Source organism: Aurantibrevibacter litoralis (assembly GCF_034651555.1).
Taxonomy (GTDB): Bacteria; Bacteroidota; Bacteroidia; order Flavobacteriales; family Flavobacteriaceae; genus Aurantibrevibacter; species Aurantibrevibacter litoralis.
Genome location: NZ_JAYEEQ010000013.1, coordinates 1 through 17,355, shown reverse-complemented (window position 1 = coordinate 17,355; position 17,355 = coordinate 1). Strand labels below are relative to the sequence as shown.

Below are 17,355 nucleotides of genomic sequence, written 5' to 3'. Positions count from 1 at the left end.
TATATTCGGGAAAGTTTAACCACAAAAGAAAGAAAAATGATCGTTTGCCGGCTGATTTAAGGAGGTAAAATTAAACGTTTGATGCAGCATGGTTGCGCTAACCTATACACAAGAGGAATATAATTTCCAAAAATCGTAAAAGAACGCTATGAACAAGAAATTACTTATACTACTTACATTATTGGGAAGCTTTGCTATTTCTGCACAGGATGACGACAGGCGTCCATTACGGGGTCAGGTACTGTACAGAAATATCTTTGTACCCAATGAAAATGTCATTAATACCACCTCAGAAAGGGCTACCATTACCAATGAGGATGGCGAATTTTTAATTGGGGTTAAATTAGGCGACGAATTGGTTTTTACCTCTGTAAATTACCAGTTGGAAGTGGTAAAGATTACGGAGGAAATATTAAAAAAGAATCGCTTGGTTGTAGAAGTGAATGAAAAGGTAACGCAGTTAGATGAGGTCGTTGTTAGCCCCGAAGATCAAGCGCGATTTTTAGTGCTTCAAAATGAAAGTTTTAAGCAATATGATTACGAAATAGACCGAGCCACAGAGGTAGAAAATGTGGCCATGCCGGCCTCGTCCAGAGGACTGCAATACGGCCTTAATTTTGTCAACCTTTTTAAAGCCTTAACCAAGGCTAAGAACCAGGAGGAAAGCGAGAAAACGCCTTTAAAATTAAGTGATGTGCTACGTCAGGTATATGACGATGAATTTTTTATAACCGATTTACATTTGCCCAAAGATCAAATCAATGATTTTTTGTTTTATTGTGATGCAAAATTACCCACGCAAGAACTCTTAAAAAAGAGCAATGAATTTGAACTGATTGAATTTTTGGTCAATCACAGCAAAATCTATTTAACGAATTTAAATGCTGAGAAATAGGGTAGTGTTGCTCTGTTTTTTTTTGATCTACACTGCCGTATCGGCACAATTATTTCAAAAAAAAAAATTAGAAGGTAAGGTGTATCATACAGATGGTGATATCGCTGCGGTACATGTGCTAAATACCACTACAAAAACAGCCACCATAACAGATATTGACGGCTATTTTGCTATAACCGTGAGCCTCGCCGATACGCTCGTGTTTTCAGCGGTGCAGTTCCAAAAAAAAATACTCGTCATTACCAGTGAAATTCTGAAAAGCAGTATGATTTTTGTCCCTTTGGAAGAAACGCTTACGCAATTGGATGAGGTGGTGGTACGGCCGTACAGCTTGTCGGGAGACTTGGGATTGGATGCCAAATCCCTGCGGATGGATCCTTTGGTGACCGCAGCTTCGGTTGGGTTGCCCAACGCTTATGTAAGTCCACTTTCCAAGTCGGAAAGAGCCTTGTTTGCAGCAACGGCCAACCCGATAATGAGTTTCGATCCGTTAATTAATGCCATTACCGGAAGAACTAAAATGCTAAAAAAACAAGTAAAAAGGGAAAAGGAATATGCCAGAACCGAGCGTGTTCGTGCCTTTTATGCCGATTCTCTTTTTGTTACTGATTTAAAAGTTCCGTTAGCGAAAATCGATGATTTTATGTACTTCTGCGAAATAGATATTCATTTCCAGAGGTTGGTAGACCGTGGCGATAAACTACAAATTTGGGAGTATATGCGAAAAAAAAGTGTGGTGTATCGACGAAACAATGGCTGGGAATAAGCCCTTACGTACCCTGATAAAATCTCCTAGAAAAATAGATCCATGTACCAGGCATACGAAGAGAATAAAGAACTACAGGCGATGCCATTTTAGGAACTTATAAAAAATTAGAACTATGCTACGAAAAGCGATGTTAATTTTAGTGTTGTCCTTGATGGCTTTTTCGCCATCTCATAAATTTTATGTCAGCGTTAGCCATGTTACGTATGCTGAAAAGGAAGACGCGTTGCAAATAACTACTCGGATTTTTACAGATGATCTGGATCAATTGCTGGAGGAGCGTTACGGACTAACGGCGCAATTGGGAACAGAACTGGAATCTACGGAGGCCGATGCGTATCTAGAAAAGTACCTTCGAAGCAAGTTTACAGTGCGTATTAACGGTAACACAAGGGATTTTGATTTCATCGGAAAAAAAGCGGATAATGATGTTATGGTTTGTTATATGGAGCTGCCTAATATTGGATTTCAACATCTAAATGCTATAGAAATACAAAACGAAGTCCTTCACGATTTGTTTGAGGATCAACAAAATGTAGTGCATATAACGGTGCAAGAACGAAAAAAGAGTTTTGTGCTGGTTCGAGGCAGCGCTAAAGGCCTGTTAAATTTGTAACATTAATGTGTATTTTACGTAAAAAAAACTTTAATTTAGGCGCACAAAATTCAGAAATCAGTTATGAAAAAGCTCAGCTATAATTTAGTTGCTATTTTAGGTCTTATGGTGGCCTTTGTAAGTGCTCAGGAGGAAACGCAAAAAGAACGGGAACCCGGGCACTACAGCCAAAGCAGGTTTAAGCAGTTGTATGAAGAATTTGCAACGCCCAATATGTTTAGAACAGCATCAGGTGCGCCCGGACCGGCCTATTATCAACAGCAGGCCGATTACAAGATGGATATTGAATTGGACGATAAAAATGCCAAAATTTATGGCGTAGAAACCATTACCTATACCAATAATTCTCCCGATCAATTGGAGTTTCTGTGGTTACAATTAGATCAAAATACGAGAACAAAGGATTCTAAAGCCTTGCTAAAGAACAGCGATGCAATTTCAGAGGCTATTCCGCCCCAAAGTTTTCTTAAAAATTATGTAGAGCCCTCATTTGATGGTGGTTTTAACATTGAGTATGTGCAAGATGCAGCTGGAAAGGCGCTGACCTACACCGTAAATTGGACCATGATGCGGATTGATCTGCCACAGCCCTTGAAAAGCAAGGAAAAAATTTCGTTCTCGGTGAAATGGTGGTATAATATTCCGGATCATACCACAGATAGGGCCAGATCTGGATACGAGTATTTTCCTAAAGACGGTAATCGTGCCTATGTTATTGCCCAGTTCTTTCCCAGAATGGCAGTGTATAGCGATGTTGAAGGCTGGCAAAACCACCAATTTTGGGGTAATGGCGAATTTGCGCTACCCTTTGGTAATTACGAAGTAAACATTACCGTTCCTGCCGATCATATTTTAGATGGTACCGGAGAGTTGCAGAACAGAAAAGAAGTATATACCAAAGAGATGTTGGCGCGCTATGAACAGGCAAAAAAATCGTACGACAAACCGGTTATCATTGTAACCCAAGCCGAGGTAGAAGCCCTGGAAAAAGGTTTTTCCGACAAAAAGAAAACGTGGAAACTAAAAGCAGAAAATGTACGGGATTTTGCATTTGCTACTTCTCGAAAATTTATTTGGGATATGCAGGCCGTAAAGTTAGGGAATCGCGATGTTATGGCCGTATCCATGTATCCAAAAGAAGGCAATCCCCTATGGGAAGCCTATTCCACAAAGGCGGTGGCTAGTACTTTAAAAACGTATTCTAAGCACACTTTTGATTATCCTTATCCCAAAGCCATATCGGTACATGCCAAAAACCAAGGCATGGAGTATCCCATGATTTGCTGGAATTACGGAAGACCCAATGAGGATGGCACGTATTCTGATCGGGTAAAATTTGGAATGCTTAGCGTAATTATCCATGAAGTAGGTCATAATTTTTTCCCGATGATTGTAAATTCAGATGAACGCCAATGGGGTTGGATGGATGAAGGGCTAGATACCTTTATGCAATACTTGGCCGAGCAAGAATTTGGAGAAACCTATCCGGAAGCTATAGCCCCGGAGTCTAAATATCCCTCTCGACGCGGTGATCCTTCTAAAATTGTGCCTTATATGAGTGGCGATCAGAGTACGATAGCACCCATCATGGAAAATCCCGAAAATGTTTTTCAATTGGGTCCTAATGCTTATGGCAAACCGGCGACAGCACTCAATATTTTAAGAGAAACGGTTATGGGCAGGGAACTTTTTGATCATGCTTTTAAAACCTATGCTAATCGCTGGAAATTTAAGCATCCTACTCCGGAAGATTTTTTCCGCACCATGGAAGATGCCTCTGCGGTAGATTTAGATTGGTTTTGGCGTGGCTGGTTCTATACAACGGATTACGTGGATATGGGCGTTAAGGAAGTAAAAACCTATCACGTGACCAATACGCCTACAACGAAATTGCAGGAGTATCTATCATCTAGAAATATAACTGAGGCGGACATTATGCCTCAGGTGTACCTTGCCGAGGTGGGCAGCACCGATGAAGATGCTAGTTTAGTTGGGAAAACCCCTTCAGAGGTATCTCAAAATTTAAAGGCGTTTATGATGGATAACCTAACCGCAGCAGAAAGAGCAGCCGTAAAAGAGCCTAAATATTTCTATGAGATCACTTATGAAAAAACGGGAGGATTGCCAATGCCGTTAATAGTGGAGTATACCTATGCGGATGGCAGCACCGAACAAATCACCTATCCGGCGGAAATATGGAGAAAAAGCGATGCCGATTTTAAACGGGTCATTGCCAGTCAAAAAGAACTGGTTGGTATTGTGGTAGACCCCAGGGCGGAAACAGCCGATATTGATGTCACCAATAATGCCTGGCCAAAAAAAGATACCAAGTCCGAATTTGATTCGTTCAAAGAACAAATTAGAGGTCAGTAAAGGCGATTTTGTGTAATTGGTTTTCTAAAATAAAATTCTTCCCCAACGAGCCCCATAAATTATGGGGCTTTTTTTATTCAACTGAAAAACTTCTCATTATATTTGTGGTATGGTTGCAATGACTTTTTTATTTATTAGTGGCGGAGAGATTTTCTTTATTCTCTTTATTGTGGTTATGGTTTTTGGGGCAGATAAGATACCGGAAATTGCCAAAGGTCTCGGAAAAGGGATGCGGCAATTAAAGGATGCGACAGAGGACATTAAACAAGAAATTCAGAAAAGTGCCGATAAGCAGGGTATAGACACCAGTTTTACAAAAGATATCAAAGAAGGAATAGATAAAGTAAAGAAAAACGTAGAAGATGTTACCGGTGTCATAAAGCGGAAATAACAAATGTTAGAAAAACTGTTAGAATGGGACAGAAACACCTTTGTATACCTTAACAGCCTCGGGATAGAAACCTATGATGCCTTTTGGACGATCATTACCCAAATTACGACTTGGATTCCGCTTTTTATTATATTCTTTCTCCTTTTAGTTCTAAAATTTCCCAAAAAAAAAGCCTTTCACATGTTTCTTACCGTGTTGGTTCTCGTTGGTTTTGTGTTGCTCTTTACTTTTATAACCAAGGAATATGTGGCCCGACTGCGCCCCAGTAATGATGTGGAATTAAATGCGTTAATTCGGATTCTGCATACCCCTACAGATTACAGTTTTTTTTCCGGACATGCAGCAAGTTCTTTTGCGATAACCACGCTGATAGTGCTGTTCTTGAGGCGTAAAATAAAATGGGTATGGCTTTTTTACCTTTGGCCTGTGTTATTCTCGGCAAGTCGCATTTATGTCGGCGTACATTTTCCGTTAGATATCCTTGTAGGAGTATTGGTAGGTACCCTTTCTGCCATTGCAATCTATACCATTCATGTGCGAATTACCGCACCCTCGAAAGGGTAAGTCCGTCGCGGATAGGCAATAGTACGGTTTCTACACGGGGGTCTTCCTTCAACTTTTTGTTGTAATCTACTAAAGATTTTGTTGCCTTGTCCGTGGCATCTAAAGGAGCTACCACCTTTCCTGACCACAACACATTATCCGACAAAATAATACTGCCCGGTCTCGTTTTAGGAAGCACACATTCAAAATAGGCGTCATAGCTTGTTTTCTCTGCATCAATAAAAACTAAATCGAAAATCAAATCCAATTTTGGGATAACAGTCAAGGCGTCGCCCGTATGTGGAATAATTTGAGTGCCAAATCCACTTTTCTTAAAATACTTACGTTGTATAGGAAATAACTCTGCGTTTGTATCTATGGTGTGCAGCACACCTCCTACTTGAAGACCCTCAGCCAAGCAAATAGCAGAATACCCGGTATAGGTGCCAATTTCCAACACTGTTTTTGGGCGTATCATTTTAGATAACATACTTAATACCCTACCCTGAAAATGCCCACTAATCATACGCGGTCGTAAAACCTTTAAATGGGTTTCCCGAGTTAATTCCCGTAAAACATCGGGTTCGGTTTGGGAGTTTTGGATAATGTAGTCTTCTAAATCTTCAGAGAGAAAGTGCATCTCGTATTTTTGGCTAAAATTATTGAAATTTGTGTTATTATAGCACAACATAAGATGGCGTTGTTCTTAAAAAACATGAGAAATGGACAAAAAAATTAGGATAAGAGAAGCGGTTTTATCCGATCTTAAGGCTTTATTGCACTTTGAACAAGGCGTGATCGCCGCCGAACGACCTTACGACCTTACCCTAAGAGATGGAACGATATCGTATTATAATCTAGCACAACTTATAGCCTCGGATAGGGCAGTCGTAGTTGTAGCAGAAGATGATGGGGTTTTGGTAGGATCGGGCCATGCCACCATTAAAAGGGCACGGCATTATCTAAATCATGAAGAATATGTGAATTTGGGGTTTATGTACACCGTTCCGGAACACCGTGGAAAGGGCATCAATAAAAAGATAATAGAAGCGCTAACAGCTTGGGCTGCGTCCAAAGGGCTATACGAAATAAGACTTACGGTGTACTGCGATAATGCGGCGGCGATAAAGGCCTATGAAAAGGCCGGATTTAGAAAGCATATACTACAAATGCGATTAGCGTAGGGCAGTGGTATCGGAAAAGAAAGATTTATCACCTTTGAAATTGTATTTTTGCTAAAAATAGAATGATGTCGTTCCAAAATACGCTTGCTTATGCTACTCAATTAGATGCGCAAGACCCACTAAGGGCTTACAAAGATGCTTTTCATTTTCCTCAATTGCACGGAAAAGATGTGATCTATTTTACAGGTAATTCACTGGGATTACAGCCCAAACGCACCCAACAGTTTGTAGATGAGGTAATGCATGATTGGAAGACATTGGGAGTGGAAGGCCATTTTCATGCCCAGAAACCATGGTGGGATTACCACGAACGATTGGCAAAGCCTTTGGCAAAGGTCGTGGGAGCCAAACCGGAAGAAATATCGGTAATGAATACGCTCACTGTTAATCTGCATTTGTTGATGGTTTCTTTTTACCGTCCGGAAAAAAAGCGCTTCAAAATTATTTGCGAAGAAAAGGCTTTTCCCTCGGATCAGTATATGTTGCAAAGTCAGGTCCGCTTTCATGGGCTGGATCCTGACGAGGCTATCGTAGAAGTTAAAAAAAGACCCGGAGAACATCATTGGCGTACCGAAGATTTCCTGACCACCATTAATGCGGTGGGAGACGAATTGGCATTGGTGCTCATAGGTGGTGTCAATTATTACAACGGACAGGTCTTCCGTATGGCAGAAATTACAAAAGCGGGGCATGCCGTGGGGGCGTTTGTGGGATGGGATTTGGCACATGCCGCAGGGAATGTGTCCTTAGCGCTTCACGATTGGGGGGTTGATTTTGCGGCCTGGTGCAGTTATAAATACATGAATAGCGGCCCCGGTAATGCCTCCGGCATTTTTATTCATGAAAGACATCATAAAAATTCCGAGATACAGCGATTTGAAGGCTGGTGGGGTACCAAAAAGGAAACCCGATTTCTGATGAAACCCCAATTTGAACCTATAGAAAATGCCGATGCTTGGCAATTGAGTAACCCTTCGGTATTATCTTTGGCGCCTTATTTGGCATCGTTAGAGCTTTTTGAAGAGGTCGGTATGGAGGCACTTATAAAAAAGCGCGATGTGCTGGTGGCGTATTTAGAATTTGTGCTGTTCGAAATTGGTGTTGAGACGCAGGGTTCTTTTGAAGTAATTACGCCAAAAGAAAGGGGTTGTCAATTATCCGTATTGTTACATGGTCAAGGAAAATCCTTATTTCAATACCTTATGCGCCATGGTGTTCTTGCCGATTGGCGGGAACCTAATGTAATTCGTTTGGCACCCGCACCGTTTTATTGCTCTTATGCCGATATGTTTCATTTTGGACAAATTCTTAAAGCGGGACTGTTGTCTATGCACTAAGGATATAAACATTCTTTTTTAGTAGTTTTACATCGAGCTTTATGCTAGTAACCAACCCTTACACTACACTATGAAATCACTTTTGGTCATTCTTTCTAACCCACGCTATTTTGGGCCGGCTTGGGTTTTTGCCAGCCTTAATATACTCTTTGGCACTTGGGCGATTTACATTCCTACGGTAAAGGAAAATTTAGGTATCGACAAGGCTAGTTTGGGTATTGCCATATTTTGTTTGGCATTGGGTTCTTTTACCTCGTTTCCGGTAGCTTCCAAGATTATCAATAAAATTGGGGTGGGCAAAGCCACTTCGGTAGGAGTAGTACTCATTGCAGTTTCGGGTATATTACCGTTATTGGCACCCAATCTGTATGGTTTAATGTTGGGTTTGTATCTCATGGGGGCAACCCATGGCTTCACGGATATTTCTATGAATACCTTGGTAACCGAAATAGAAAAGGAAGACAAGCAGCACTTTATGTCTGCCGCCCACGGGTTTTTTAGTTTGGGGGGTGTTTTGGCCGGTTTGGGTAGTTTTTTGATTCCTGTAATTGGGAATCCCTTGATTCACATGGTACTCGCCATAGCCTTGGTACTCTTGGTGAATCTTTTTTTTTATAAAAAATATCGCAATGTGGTGGCCGCACCTATAGAAAAGGAACCTTTTAATTTTTCACTTTTTAAACCCTTATTGGTTATTGGCATCATATCCTTTGTGATTATGGGAAGTGAGGGTGCCATTGTAGATTGGAGTGGGCTTTACCTCCAAGAAATAAGTAGGGCGCCTGAGGTTTTAATCGGTACCGGATTTTTGGCATTTTCGGTGACCATGACTCTTGGACGTTTTATGGGGGATAGTATTAGTGCCCGCATGGGGTCCATACCTCTGGTGGCAGTAGGTATATTTTTAGCGATCGTGGGCTACATATTGGTACTTACAACCTACACCTATTTGGCCATCCTTGGATTTGGATTTATTGGCCTCGGATTTTCGGCTATTATTCCCGAATTATTCCGTTTAGGAGGTACTATAAAAGGGGTAGAGTCTTCTAAAGGCGTCTCTTTTATTGCCGGTACGGGCTATTCCGGGTTTTTGTTGGGTCCCGTGGTTTTGGGTTTTATAGCGGAAAGTGCCTCCTTGAAACTCAGTTTTATAGCCCTTTTGGGGTGCGCTATTTTAGTGTTATTGGCCACACTAACGCTTCACCGAAAGCGATAGTTCGGGATTGCCCGCATGCCCCGCGTTAAGGATTGCAGTGGACATCCTTTTTTTAAGGCTACCCTTAAAAAAAGATGAAAACGGAAAGCCTGACCCTTGGGTAACGCCAAAACAGCGACTTTTCTGAGGATTTATTACAATACAAATATCTTTTTTGCACCGAAAATAGTTGCGCTAATGAGCTTGGCTTTGCCACTGGGATTAATTGGCTTCTACTACAATTCCTGTGAAATGCAGTTTGAAATTGCCTTCCGCATTGTTATGGACGGTACTAAGCACTAGGCCATTGGCCTCTATATTGGCTTCCCAGGTAGTGCTCATAGAAGGTTCGTCGGCGTTTCCTCTTCTAAAGTTCCATTCTTTTACGAGAAAGTCATTTTCAAAGAAAAAATCGTAGGCATCTCCGGGCGTATATCCGCCTTCGTTGCCATACACAATAGTCAGTTTTTGCATGGGTTTGTTGCTGATCGGTGCTAGGGCTTCCGGGTGGTGTTTGTAGGTAAAGTTCGCCTTGTCCCACACCAGATTGTAAGGTGCCATGAGCCAATATTTGTCGTTGATAAAGCCGCCATTGGTTTTTAGAGCCACACTGTCCATCTGTCTGCGATTGTACCTCAGGGTGTCTTGGCCAGATAAGGCCAAAACGTCATTGGTTTTTACATACCATACCCAGCTGCGTTCAAAATGGGAAGTATCTCGTTCTACGTTGAAGGTAAACTGTAATTTAGTTACGTTTTTCCAATGTTGAAACCCGTGAGCGTAGGCTACTTTTTCTAAAATAGACTGCTCCTTTTCTAAAGGGGTGCTGTCCGACTTTTTTTCTGTTTTACAGGCGGTTAGGAGAAGTAGAAGGAAACACGGAATGCTTAGTTTAGTTTTCATTACACTGTTTTTTTCAAAGATAGTAGCTTTTCATTTTATAAAAGTATAAATCGAAAGGATTATCGCATCGGCTATTCTCAATAAAATGATTAATTTTGAAACTCAATTAAGAAGATACGATATGAGTTCAAAAAAAGGAAAAATACAAGAAGCGATTGATGAAAAATTACTTTCCGAAAGAAAAGTATTTCTTTGGGGTATGGTAGATGATGATTCTGCCAAACACGTGATAGATCGGTTGCTGTTTTTGGATTTGGAAAATCATAAAGAAATACAATTGATCATTAATAGTCCGGGAGGTTATGTTACCTCGGGTTTTGCAATTTACGATACCATTAAGTCGCTGAAAAGTCCGGTTTCTACAGTCTGTTCCGGATTGGCAGCTTCTATGGGGTCTATTTTACTTTCGGTAGGAAAAAAGGGCAGGCGGTTTATACAGCCTCATGCTAAAGTCATGATACATCAACCCAGTGGTGGTGCCAGAGGACAGGCTTCTAATATTGAGATTCAGGCACGTGAAATTATTAAAACCAAAGAGATTGGCGCTCAGATTTTATCTGAAAATTGTGGGCAACCATATGACAGGGTCATGAAAGATCTCGATCGCGATTATTGGATGGATGCTGAGGAGTCCGTAGCCTACGGTATTGTTGATGGCATAGTAGAATAGGAGGGTTTTTAACTGGAGCCGCTAATGAGGTGCCCCGTTGTTTTAATCCGAAGTGTTTGTGCTATACGGATGTAACGAGGGTGGAACCTAAATGCTACGAATACCATTAGGAGCGGCTTAGGGATCGTTGCCAAACCAAAAGGATTTTCGTTAGTGCGCTTTGCAAAGTAGCAATAGATTAACTTAAGAAAAAGAAAAGTCCTTTGAATATGCATATTCAAAGGACTTTAATATATATGGACGCCTGAGCGGAATGTACTATAGATACGTATAAAAGGAACTTTCGGATTATCTGGCGTGTTTTTTTAAAAGATGTCTTGCGCTTTTGGTGCAGTGTTCGGTTGAGGTCTTACGTAGTTTTATTTTAGTACATTTATCCCTTACCATCTTATTTTTAGTACGCATATGCAGCAAACATCAAAAAACATAGCCGTCATTGGGTCCGGATTGGTAGGATCCTTATTGGCGGTTTACTTGCGAAAATTGGGCCATGAGGTTACTGTTTTTGATCGCCGTCCCGATATCCGTAACGTACAATTTTCGGGTCGCTCCATTAATTTAGCATTGAGCAACAGAGGCTGGAAGGCGTTAGATCCCGTTGGTTTGGTAGATGCGATTAAAAAGATTGCCATACCTCTAGATAAACGAACCATGCATGTGGTGGGTAAACCGGAGTATCATCAAAAATACGGAATGGAAGACGAAGCCATCTGGTCTACCTCAAGAGGATTGCTAAACCAAAAAATGGTAGATTTTGCCGAAGCAGCCGGCACTACGTTTAGGTTTGAAGAGCGTGTGTGGGATGTGAATTTGGCCGAAGCAAAAGTATATACAGGAGCAAGCGAAAAAGGGGAATGGCAAGAATATGATTTTGACCTTATTTTTGGTTGTGATGGGGCATTTTCCAGAGTGCGTCATAAAATGCAACGCCAAAGCAGGTTTGATTATGCACAGGAATTTATTGATGTAGGCTATAAAGAATTGACCATTTTACCCAATGCGGACGGCAGTCATAAATTAGATAAGAATTCTTTTCATATTTGGCCTAGAGGCAATTTTATGCTTATTGCCATGCCCAATATTGATGGAAGTTTTACCTGCACGCTCTTTTTACCATTTGAAGGGCCTCATTCTTTTGAAAGTCTAAACACCAAGGCATCCGCAAAGGCATTTTTTACTACCTATTTCCCAAACGTAATGGGCGATATAGATCATCTTTTAGATGATTTTTTTAAAAACCCAACCAGTGCCATGGTAACTATGAAATGTTATCCGTGGACATACTGGAACAAAGTGGCTTTGGTAGGCGATGCGGCACATGCCGTAGTTCCTTTTTACGGGCAAGGAATGAACGCAGGCTTTGAAGATATTTATGAGTTGTACCGCTTAACACAGCGGCATGGCGATGATTGGGAAACTATTTTTAGCCACTATCAGCAATTGCGAAAACCCAATGCCGATGCCATAGCCGAATTGAGTTATCGGAATTTTAAGGAAATGAGTAGCAAGACAGCAGATGCTCAGTTCTTACTTCAGAAAAAAATAGAAAAACATTTTGCGAACAAATATCCGGACAAATGGGTACCGCTATATGCTCGGGTTACCTTTTCAGAGCAATCTTATGCCGAGGCCTTAGCAGAAGGGGATGCGCAGGAAAAAATTATGCAAGAGGTAATGAAAATGCCCCAAATAGCTAAAATTTGGGACAGCAAAGTGGTTGAAGATAAAATACTAAGTTTGCTTTAAACAAAAAACCATCCTTTGAGGGATGGTTTTAAAGTTGATACGTGCTAAAGCGCGATTATTGGTACACCTAAGTTAACCACTAACCTTAAGAAAATTTAGCAAACAAAGTGTTCATTTTTTCCTGTTCTTCTTCGGCCAATACGGGATCTACTAAAATACGGCCACTGTGTTCGTCAGTAATAATTTTTTTGCGCGAGGCTATTTCTACTTGCACCTGTGGCGGAATGGTAAAAAAAGATCCTCCGGAAGCACCACGCTCAATGGGTACTACAGCCAAACCGTTCTTTACGTTGCTTCGAATTCTCTTGTAGGCGCTTACCAATCGCTCTTCAATTTCCTCTTGGAATTCTAATGATTTGGCGATAAGGGCTTTTTCTTCCTTTTCTGTTTCGGCCAATATGGCATTTAGTTCACTTTTCTTGTGCTTTAAGTGGTTTTCCCTTTCGGCAAGACGTTCTTTATTTTCAGCAATGATTTCCTTTTTTTGCTCTATTTGTGCTTTAAATTCTTTGATGTTTTTTTCGGCCAATTGTATTTCCAATTCCTGAAATTCAACCTCCTTTGTAAGGGAGTTGAATTCCCTGCTGTTTCGTACATTCTTTTGCTGTTCTGTGTATTTTTTCATTAGGATTTTGGCGTCATCGATCAAGTTTTTTTTGGCGTTTATCTCGTACGTGATCGTATCTAAATCCGTTTTTAGCTTATCCAGTCTCGTTTTTAGCCCAAGTACTTCATCCTCCAAATCTTCTACTTCTAAAGGTAATTCACCTCTAACGTTACGAATTTCATCTATTCTGGAGTCTATTAATTGTAAATCGTATAATGCTCGTAATTTTTCTTCAACTGTTATTTCTGTCTTTGTGGCCATATCTAATAATACTTGATTGGATTTGTTATGCGCTCTGAATTAGCGATTGCAAAATTAGGGATTTTTTTTGTAAGATAATCAACTATGAGGTTTTTTGTAAACTGCTCAGTTTCATAATGTCCCAGATCCGCAATGATCATTTTTCCTTCGGCTTCAAAAAATTGATGGTATTTTACATCGGCGGTAACAAAAATATCTGCGCCGGCCTTTTTGGCGTTGGCAATAGCAAAAGCACCACTACCACCCAGAACGGCTACGGTTTGTATCTTTTTCCCTAATAGGGCAGAATGGCGTATTACAGAGGCTTTCATACGTTCTTTAAGAAAGTCCAAGAAAACCGCTTCTTCCATGGGTTGTTGAAGCCTGCCAATCATTCCCATACCTATGTTTTGGTTGGTGTTATCTAGGGTAGTTATTTCGTAGGCTACCTCTTCATAGGGGTGGCTGTTAAAAAGCGCTTGCATTATGTGCGACTCTCGATCGCTGGGAAAGGTGATGTGCAATTGCGTTTCCTTGGCTACATGTACTTCACCTCGGTGGCCTTTAACAGGATTCGCATGAGCGTTGGGTTTAAATGAGCCTAATCCCGTAACACCGAAACTACAATGACTGTAGTTACCAATGGTACCTCCGCCCGCAGTAAACAAAGCCGTTTGTACGCTTTCTTCACTTTCCTGTGGAACATGTACGATTAGTTTTTTAATGGTTCCTGTTTTAGGAATAAGAATGCGCGTATCTGTAAGTGCTAAGATTTCGGAAATTTTTGCATTTACACCCCACGGACAGTTATCTAGTGCCGTGTGCATGCTATAAATGGCTATGTCGTGTTTAATGGCTTTTAGCACGGTGCGTTCTACATAATTATGGCCATTTAGCTTTTTAAGGCCGCCAAATATAATGGGATGAAAACTTATAATGAGGTTGCATTTCCTTTCTATAGCCTCATCTACTACAGCCTCCAACGTATCTAAGGTTACTAATACGCCGGTGACTTCCATATCAGGGTGCCCCACTAGGAGCCCTACATTATCGAAGTCCTCTGCATAGGCTAGGGGTGCCAATTCTTCCAGGATGGCAGTAAGCTCGTTTACAATCATTTTGTGGTTTTATACGATTTTCAAAGATAAAATATTATAATTTCGTTCCGATGAAAGGATTGAGAAAATTAGGTTATCCCTTTTCCCTGTTGTATGCCTTTATTGTGTTTGTGCGCAACCGGGCTTTCGATAGCGGTATTTTTGCTTCGAAATCTTTTACAACGCCTACGGTGTGTATAGGCAATCTTAGTGTGGGTGGCACAGGAAAAACACCCATGGTAGAATTTTTGATAAGCGCCTTGCAAAACGATATGCAATTGGCCGTGCTGAGCAGGGGTTACAAAAGGAAATCTAAGGGATTTCTTTTAGCCAATGCTACCTCAACTGTGGAGTCGTTGGGCGATGAGCCCTATCAAATCTATCGCAAATTCCCCAAGCTATCTGTGGCAGTAGACGGTAATAGGGCACGCGGCATTGCAGCATTAGAACGACAAAAAAAGCCCGAGCTTATTATTTTGGACGATGCCTTTCAGCACCGAAAGGTGAACTACAGTTTTAGGGTGTTGCTTACCGCTTACCCTAATTTGTACGCAGATGATTGCTATTTGCCTGTCGGAAATTTGCGAGATAGCCGTAGTGCTTCCCAACGAGCGGATGTCATTGTGGTTACCAAATGTCCGGAGACACTATCAAAATCCGAACGAGCCGTTATTACCAAAAAATTGCATCCTTTGCCCCATCAAAAAGTACTATTTAGTACATTGCAATATCACCATGAACTTAAAGGTGGGGCACAACCCGTAACGTTAGGTAATTTTCTGAATGAACCGCTTACGGTGGTTACAGGCATTGCTAATCCTAGCCCCATGCTAAACTATCTTGCACAGCGTGGACTACGAACAGATCATATGCGCTACGCGGATCATCATTATTTTACCCAAGCAGACATTGCGCTTTTAAATACCAAAACTAGGGTACTTACTACTGAAAAAGATTTTGTAAAGTTAAAGGGAAAGGTAAAAAATTTGTATTATTTGGAAATTGCACATCAATTTTTAGGAGACGATGAGGCTCATTTTTTAGAGGCCATTCGGAAGGCTATACGCTAGTTTTCTTGGATTTTGAATGAAATACATTTTCCCCAATTTTTTGATAAAACACCTCCGGCTTAAAAGGCTTTGTAACAACGTCGTTACATCCGGCAGCGTAAAAACTTTCGAGACTATCGTCTAAGGAAATGGCGGTAAGGGCAATAATGGGGACATCGGAGTTAAATTGCCTTATTTGCCGAGTAGCCTCTTCGCCACTAATACCGGGCATATGAATATCCATTAAAATGCAATCGTAATGATTATGCGTTGCCAAGTGAACCGCTTCCATACCATGGTTGGCAATATCGCAACTCATCTCTTTTTTTTGCAGCATTTTTTTGGTTATTACTTGATTTATTTTATTGTCCTCTACCAAGAGCAGATGCAATCCTTTAAGATCGTATTCTTTGGGACTTATTTCAAAAGGAATATCATCTAAAATATCATCCTTGCTTTTTAATTGAAGCTCAAAAAAGAAGCTACTTCCTTTCCCGAATTCACTTTGAAGTTCTATTTTGCTTCCAAAGAGACCTAATAAGCTTTTAACAATAGTAAGTCCCAAGCCAGTACCACCATATTCCCTATTAATTTGGATGGAACCTTGTTCAAAACTATCGAATATGTTTTTTTGTCGATCTACAGAAATCCCAATGCCGGTATCTTTAACCTCAAAATAAATGCGTACCTCGTCCTCCATTTTTTTAAGAAGTTTCACCGTAATTGAAACCGCCCCATTTTTAGTAAATTTTATGGCATTTCCCAATAAATTCATCAAAATTTGACCTAGCTTCACAGGATCGCTCATGAGTTGGTGCGGAATGTCTTTGTCGTAATCTAAAATTATTTTGGTGTTATTTTCTTTTGCACTTTGTTGTAGGGAACCAATAACATCGTTTATCACCTTTTTAAGGTTCATTTCTACACTCAACATTTCTAGTTTATCGGCATCAATTTTATTGATTTGTAAAATGTCATTAATAAAATTAAGCAAATAGTCTCCTGAAAATTTTAATGCCTTAAGGTGTTCCATTTGCCCTTTGCTCGGATTTTCTTCCAACAAAAGATGGGTTAAACCGGTAACCGCATACAAAGGGGTGCGCAGCTCATGGCTTACGGTAGATAAAAAGTTAGATTTTGCCTCCATAGCCAATAATGCGGCGTCTCGTGCAGATTGCAGTTCGTTGTTTTTGGTTTGAAGTAAATCGTTGGTTTTAAGTTTTATTTGATTATTTCGATAGAGCGAAACTGCCAAAATGGAAATGATGATTAAAAAAGCAGAGGTTAATATGGCTGTAATTTCAGATCGACTCGCAGAGGCACTTAATTCTTCTATTTTTTTATCTTGCCGTTTTATTTCAGCTCCCATAAAATCAAACTGAATTTTGTCCGAAGTTTTGGCTTCTGCTTTTAGTTTATCTACCGTAAAAATAGAATCTTTTACGTTCAGCAAAGTGCGGTTGCTCGTTAAAGCCTGTTCGTACAACCCTAAATTTTCATAAGCCTTAGAAAGTACTTCATTGGCCATAACAACTTCTCTGTAAAACTGGTTGGAAGTGGCCAGAGATAGAGCACTTTTAGCGTTTTTTACGCTTTCGTCATGTCTTTCTAGTTTTTGATTGAGTGTAGCCAGACCCAAATAGGCCTGCGTGGCTAAATAGTTTTTTTGACTTAGGCATTTAATTACTAATATTTTTGATATAACAAGGTTGTGCCTGCACCATCCTCTGCATTAGGTTGTCA

Annotated in this window: 17 protein-coding genes; 12 read left to right on the top strand and 5 right to left on the bottom strand. The window is 40.6% G+C overall.

Going from position 1 to position 17,355, the window contains the following annotated elements; translation table 11 throughout:
• Window positions 1–148 precede the first annotated feature (148 nt).
• The 6 genes from U1E44_RS11345 to U1E44_RS11320 all read left to right on the top strand — a co-directional run bounded on the left by U1E44_RS11345 (window position 149) and on the right by U1E44_RS11320 (window position 5,605).
• Window positions 149–895: a hypothetical protein gene (locus U1E44_RS11345; RefSeq protein WP_322931206.1), complete on the top strand. Its 747-nt coding sequence runs from the start codon at window positions 149–151 to the stop codon at window positions 893–895.
• Window positions 882–1,661, top strand: a complete 780-nt coding sequence (locus U1E44_RS11340; protein WP_322931205.1) for a carboxypeptidase-like regulatory domain-containing protein — start codon at window positions 882–884, stop codon at window positions 1,659–1,661. Before U1E44_RS11345 ends, U1E44_RS11340 begins: the two co-directional genes overlap by 14 nt.
• A 115-nt stretch (window positions 1,662–1,776) precedes the next feature.
• Window positions 1,777–2,277, top strand: coding sequence for a DUF6702 family protein (locus U1E44_RS11335; protein WP_322931204.1), 501 nt, complete (start codon window positions 1,777–1,779; stop codon window positions 2,275–2,277).
• A 63-nt stretch (window positions 2,278–2,340) separates the two neighbouring features.
• A complete protein-coding gene (locus U1E44_RS11330) occupies window positions 2,341–4,650 on the top strand; it encodes a M1 family metallopeptidase (RefSeq protein ID WP_322931203.1) in 2,310 nt (769 codons plus the stop codon).
• A 109-nt stretch (window positions 4,651–4,759) separates the two neighbouring features.
• Window positions 4,760–5,041 (top strand): Sec-independent protein translocase subunit TatA/TatB, encoded by a 282-nt coding sequence (locus tag U1E44_RS11325; protein WP_322931202.1) that lies wholly within the window; start codon window positions 4,760–4,762, stop codon window positions 5,039–5,041.
• Window positions 5,042–5,044: 3 nt separating this feature from the next.
• Window positions 5,045–5,605 (top strand): phosphatase PAP2 family protein, encoded by a 561-nt coding sequence (locus U1E44_RS11320; protein WP_322931201.1) that lies wholly within the window; start codon window positions 5,045–5,047, stop codon window positions 5,603–5,605.
• On the opposite strand, the gene U1E44_RS11315 is transcribed toward U1E44_RS11320, so the two are convergent.
• Entirely contained in the window at window positions 5,583–6,224 is a 642-nt protein-coding gene (locus U1E44_RS11315; protein WP_322931200.1) for an O-methyltransferase, read from the bottom strand. The two genes, U1E44_RS11320 and U1E44_RS11315, sit on opposite strands and share 23 nt — an antisense overlap.
• An 82-nt stretch (window positions 6,225–6,306) precedes the next feature.
• Between U1E44_RS11315 and U1E44_RS11310 the strand changes: the two genes are divergently transcribed.
• From U1E44_RS11310 to U1E44_RS11300, 3 genes are all read left to right on the top strand, one after another.
• A complete protein-coding gene (locus tag U1E44_RS11310; protein WP_322931199.1) occupies window positions 6,307–6,768 on the top strand; it encodes a GNAT family N-acetyltransferase in 462 nt (153 codons plus the stop codon).
• Window positions 6,769–6,833: 65 nt separating this feature from the next.
• Entirely contained in the window at window positions 6,834–8,105 is a 1,272-nt protein-coding gene (gene kynU, locus U1E44_RS11305) for a kynureninase (RefSeq protein ID WP_323673888.1), read from the top strand.
• A gap of 70 nt (window positions 8,106–8,175) precedes the next feature.
• Window positions 8,176–9,321 (top strand): MFS transporter, encoded by a 1,146-nt coding sequence (locus tag U1E44_RS11300; RefSeq protein ID WP_322931197.1) that lies wholly within the window; start codon window positions 8,176–8,178, stop codon window positions 9,319–9,321.
• A 201-nt stretch (window positions 9,322–9,522) separates the two neighbouring features.
• Here the strand turns inward: U1E44_RS11300 and U1E44_RS11295 are convergent, their stop codons facing one another.
• Window positions 9,523–10,203, bottom strand: coding sequence for a hypothetical protein (locus U1E44_RS11295; RefSeq protein WP_322931196.1), 681 nt, complete (start codon window positions 10,201–10,203; stop codon window positions 9,523–9,525).
• 85 nt (window positions 10,204–10,288) lie between these two features.
• Between U1E44_RS11295 and U1E44_RS11290 the strand changes: the two genes are divergently transcribed.
• Both U1E44_RS11290 and U1E44_RS11285 read left to right on the top strand, forming a co-directional pair.
• Window positions 10,289–10,873 (top strand): ClpP family protease, encoded by a 585-nt coding sequence (locus U1E44_RS11290; RefSeq protein ID WP_322931195.1) that lies wholly within the window; start codon window positions 10,289–10,291, stop codon window positions 10,871–10,873.
• A 405-nt stretch (window positions 10,874–11,278) separates the two neighbouring features.
• Window positions 11,279–12,619 (top strand): FAD-dependent oxidoreductase, encoded by a 1,341-nt coding sequence (locus U1E44_RS11285; RefSeq protein ID WP_322931194.1) that lies wholly within the window; start codon window positions 11,279–11,281, stop codon window positions 12,617–12,619.
• Between the two features lie 85 nt (window positions 12,620–12,704).
• Here U1E44_RS11285 and U1E44_RS11280 read toward each other — a convergent pair whose 3' ends face one another.
• Together U1E44_RS11280 and U1E44_RS11275 are read right to left on the bottom strand one after the other, a co-directional pair.
• A complete protein-coding gene (locus U1E44_RS11280; RefSeq protein ID WP_322931193.1) occupies window positions 12,705–13,487 on the bottom strand; it encodes a zinc ribbon domain-containing protein in 783 nt (260 codons plus the stop codon).
• Window positions 13,488–13,489: 2 nt separating this feature from the next.
• On the bottom strand, window positions 13,490–14,584 hold the full coding sequence (locus tag U1E44_RS11275; RefSeq protein ID WP_322931192.1) for a Nif3-like dinuclear metal center hexameric protein: 1,095 nt from the start codon (window positions 14,582–14,584) through the stop codon (window positions 13,490–13,492).
• 50 nt (window positions 14,585–14,634) lie between these two features.
• Here U1E44_RS11275 and lpxK point away from each other — a divergent pair, with 50 nt between their 5' ends.
• The gene (gene lpxK / locus U1E44_RS11270; RefSeq protein WP_322931191.1) at window positions 14,635–15,633 is read left to right on the top strand and encodes a tetraacyldisaccharide 4'-kinase; all 999 of its coding nucleotides are present in this window, start codon (window positions 14,635–14,637) and stop codon (window positions 15,631–15,633) included.
• On the opposite strand, the gene U1E44_RS11265 is transcribed toward lpxK, so the two are convergent.
• Window positions 15,623–17,251, bottom strand: coding sequence for an ATP-binding protein (locus tag U1E44_RS11265; RefSeq protein WP_322931190.1), 1,629 nt, complete (start codon window positions 17,249–17,251; stop codon window positions 15,623–15,625). The genes lpxK and U1E44_RS11265 overlap by 11 nt on opposite strands.
• Window positions 17,252–17,355 lie beyond the last annotated feature (104 nt).

Excerpts from the sequence above, each read along its gene's own strand:
- U1E44_RS11345 (WP_322931206.1), top strand. The coding sequence starts at position 149 with ATGAACAAGAAATTACTTATACTACTTACATTATTGGGAAGCTTTGCT.
- U1E44_RS11340 (WP_322931205.1), top strand. The coding sequence starts at position 882 with ATGCTGAGAAATAGGGTAGTGTTGCTCTGTTTTTTTTTGATCTACACT.
- U1E44_RS11335 (WP_322931204.1), top strand. The coding sequence starts at position 1,777 with ATGCTACGAAAAGCGATGTTAATTTTAGTGTTGTCCTTGATGGCTTTT.
- U1E44_RS11330 (WP_322931203.1), top strand. The coding sequence starts at position 2,341 with ATGAAAAAGCTCAGCTATAATTTAGTTGCTATTTTAGGTCTTATGGTG.
- U1E44_RS11325 (WP_322931202.1), top strand. The coding sequence starts at position 4,760 with ATGGTTGCAATGACTTTTTTATTTATTAGTGGCGGAGAGATTTTCTTT.
- U1E44_RS11320 (WP_322931201.1), top strand. The coding sequence starts at position 5,045 with ATGTTAGAAAAACTGTTAGAATGGGACAGAAACACCTTTGTATACCTT.
- U1E44_RS11315 (WP_322931200.1), bottom strand. The coding sequence starts at position 6,224 with ATGCACTTTCTCTCTGAAGATTTAGAAGACTACATTATCCAAAACTCC.
- U1E44_RS11310 (WP_322931199.1), top strand. The coding sequence starts at position 6,307 with ATGGACAAAAAAATTAGGATAAGAGAAGCGGTTTTATCCGATCTTAAG.
- kynU (WP_323673888.1), top strand. The coding sequence starts at position 6,834 with ATGTCGTTCCAAAATACGCTTGCTTATGCTACTCAATTAGATGCGCAA.
- U1E44_RS11300 (WP_322931197.1), top strand. The coding sequence starts at position 8,176 with ATGAAATCACTTTTGGTCATTCTTTCTAACCCACGCTATTTTGGGCCG.
- U1E44_RS11295 (WP_322931196.1), bottom strand. The coding sequence starts at position 10,203 with ATGAAAACTAAACTAAGCATTCCGTGTTTCCTTCTACTTCTCCTAACC.
- U1E44_RS11290 (WP_322931195.1), top strand. The coding sequence starts at position 10,289 with ATGATTAATTTTGAAACTCAATTAAGAAGATACGATATGAGTTCAAAA.
- U1E44_RS11285 (WP_322931194.1), top strand. The coding sequence starts at position 11,279 with ATGCAGCAAACATCAAAAAACATAGCCGTCATTGGGTCCGGATTGGTA.
- U1E44_RS11280 (WP_322931193.1), bottom strand. The coding sequence starts at position 13,487 with ATGGCCACAAAGACAGAAATAACAGTTGAAGAAAAATTACGAGCATTA.
- U1E44_RS11275 (WP_322931192.1), bottom strand. The coding sequence starts at position 14,584 with ATGATTGTAAACGAGCTTACTGCCATCCTGGAAGAATTGGCACCCCTA.
- lpxK (WP_322931191.1), top strand. The coding sequence starts at position 14,635 with ATGAAAGGATTGAGAAAATTAGGTTATCCCTTTTCCCTGTTGTATGCC.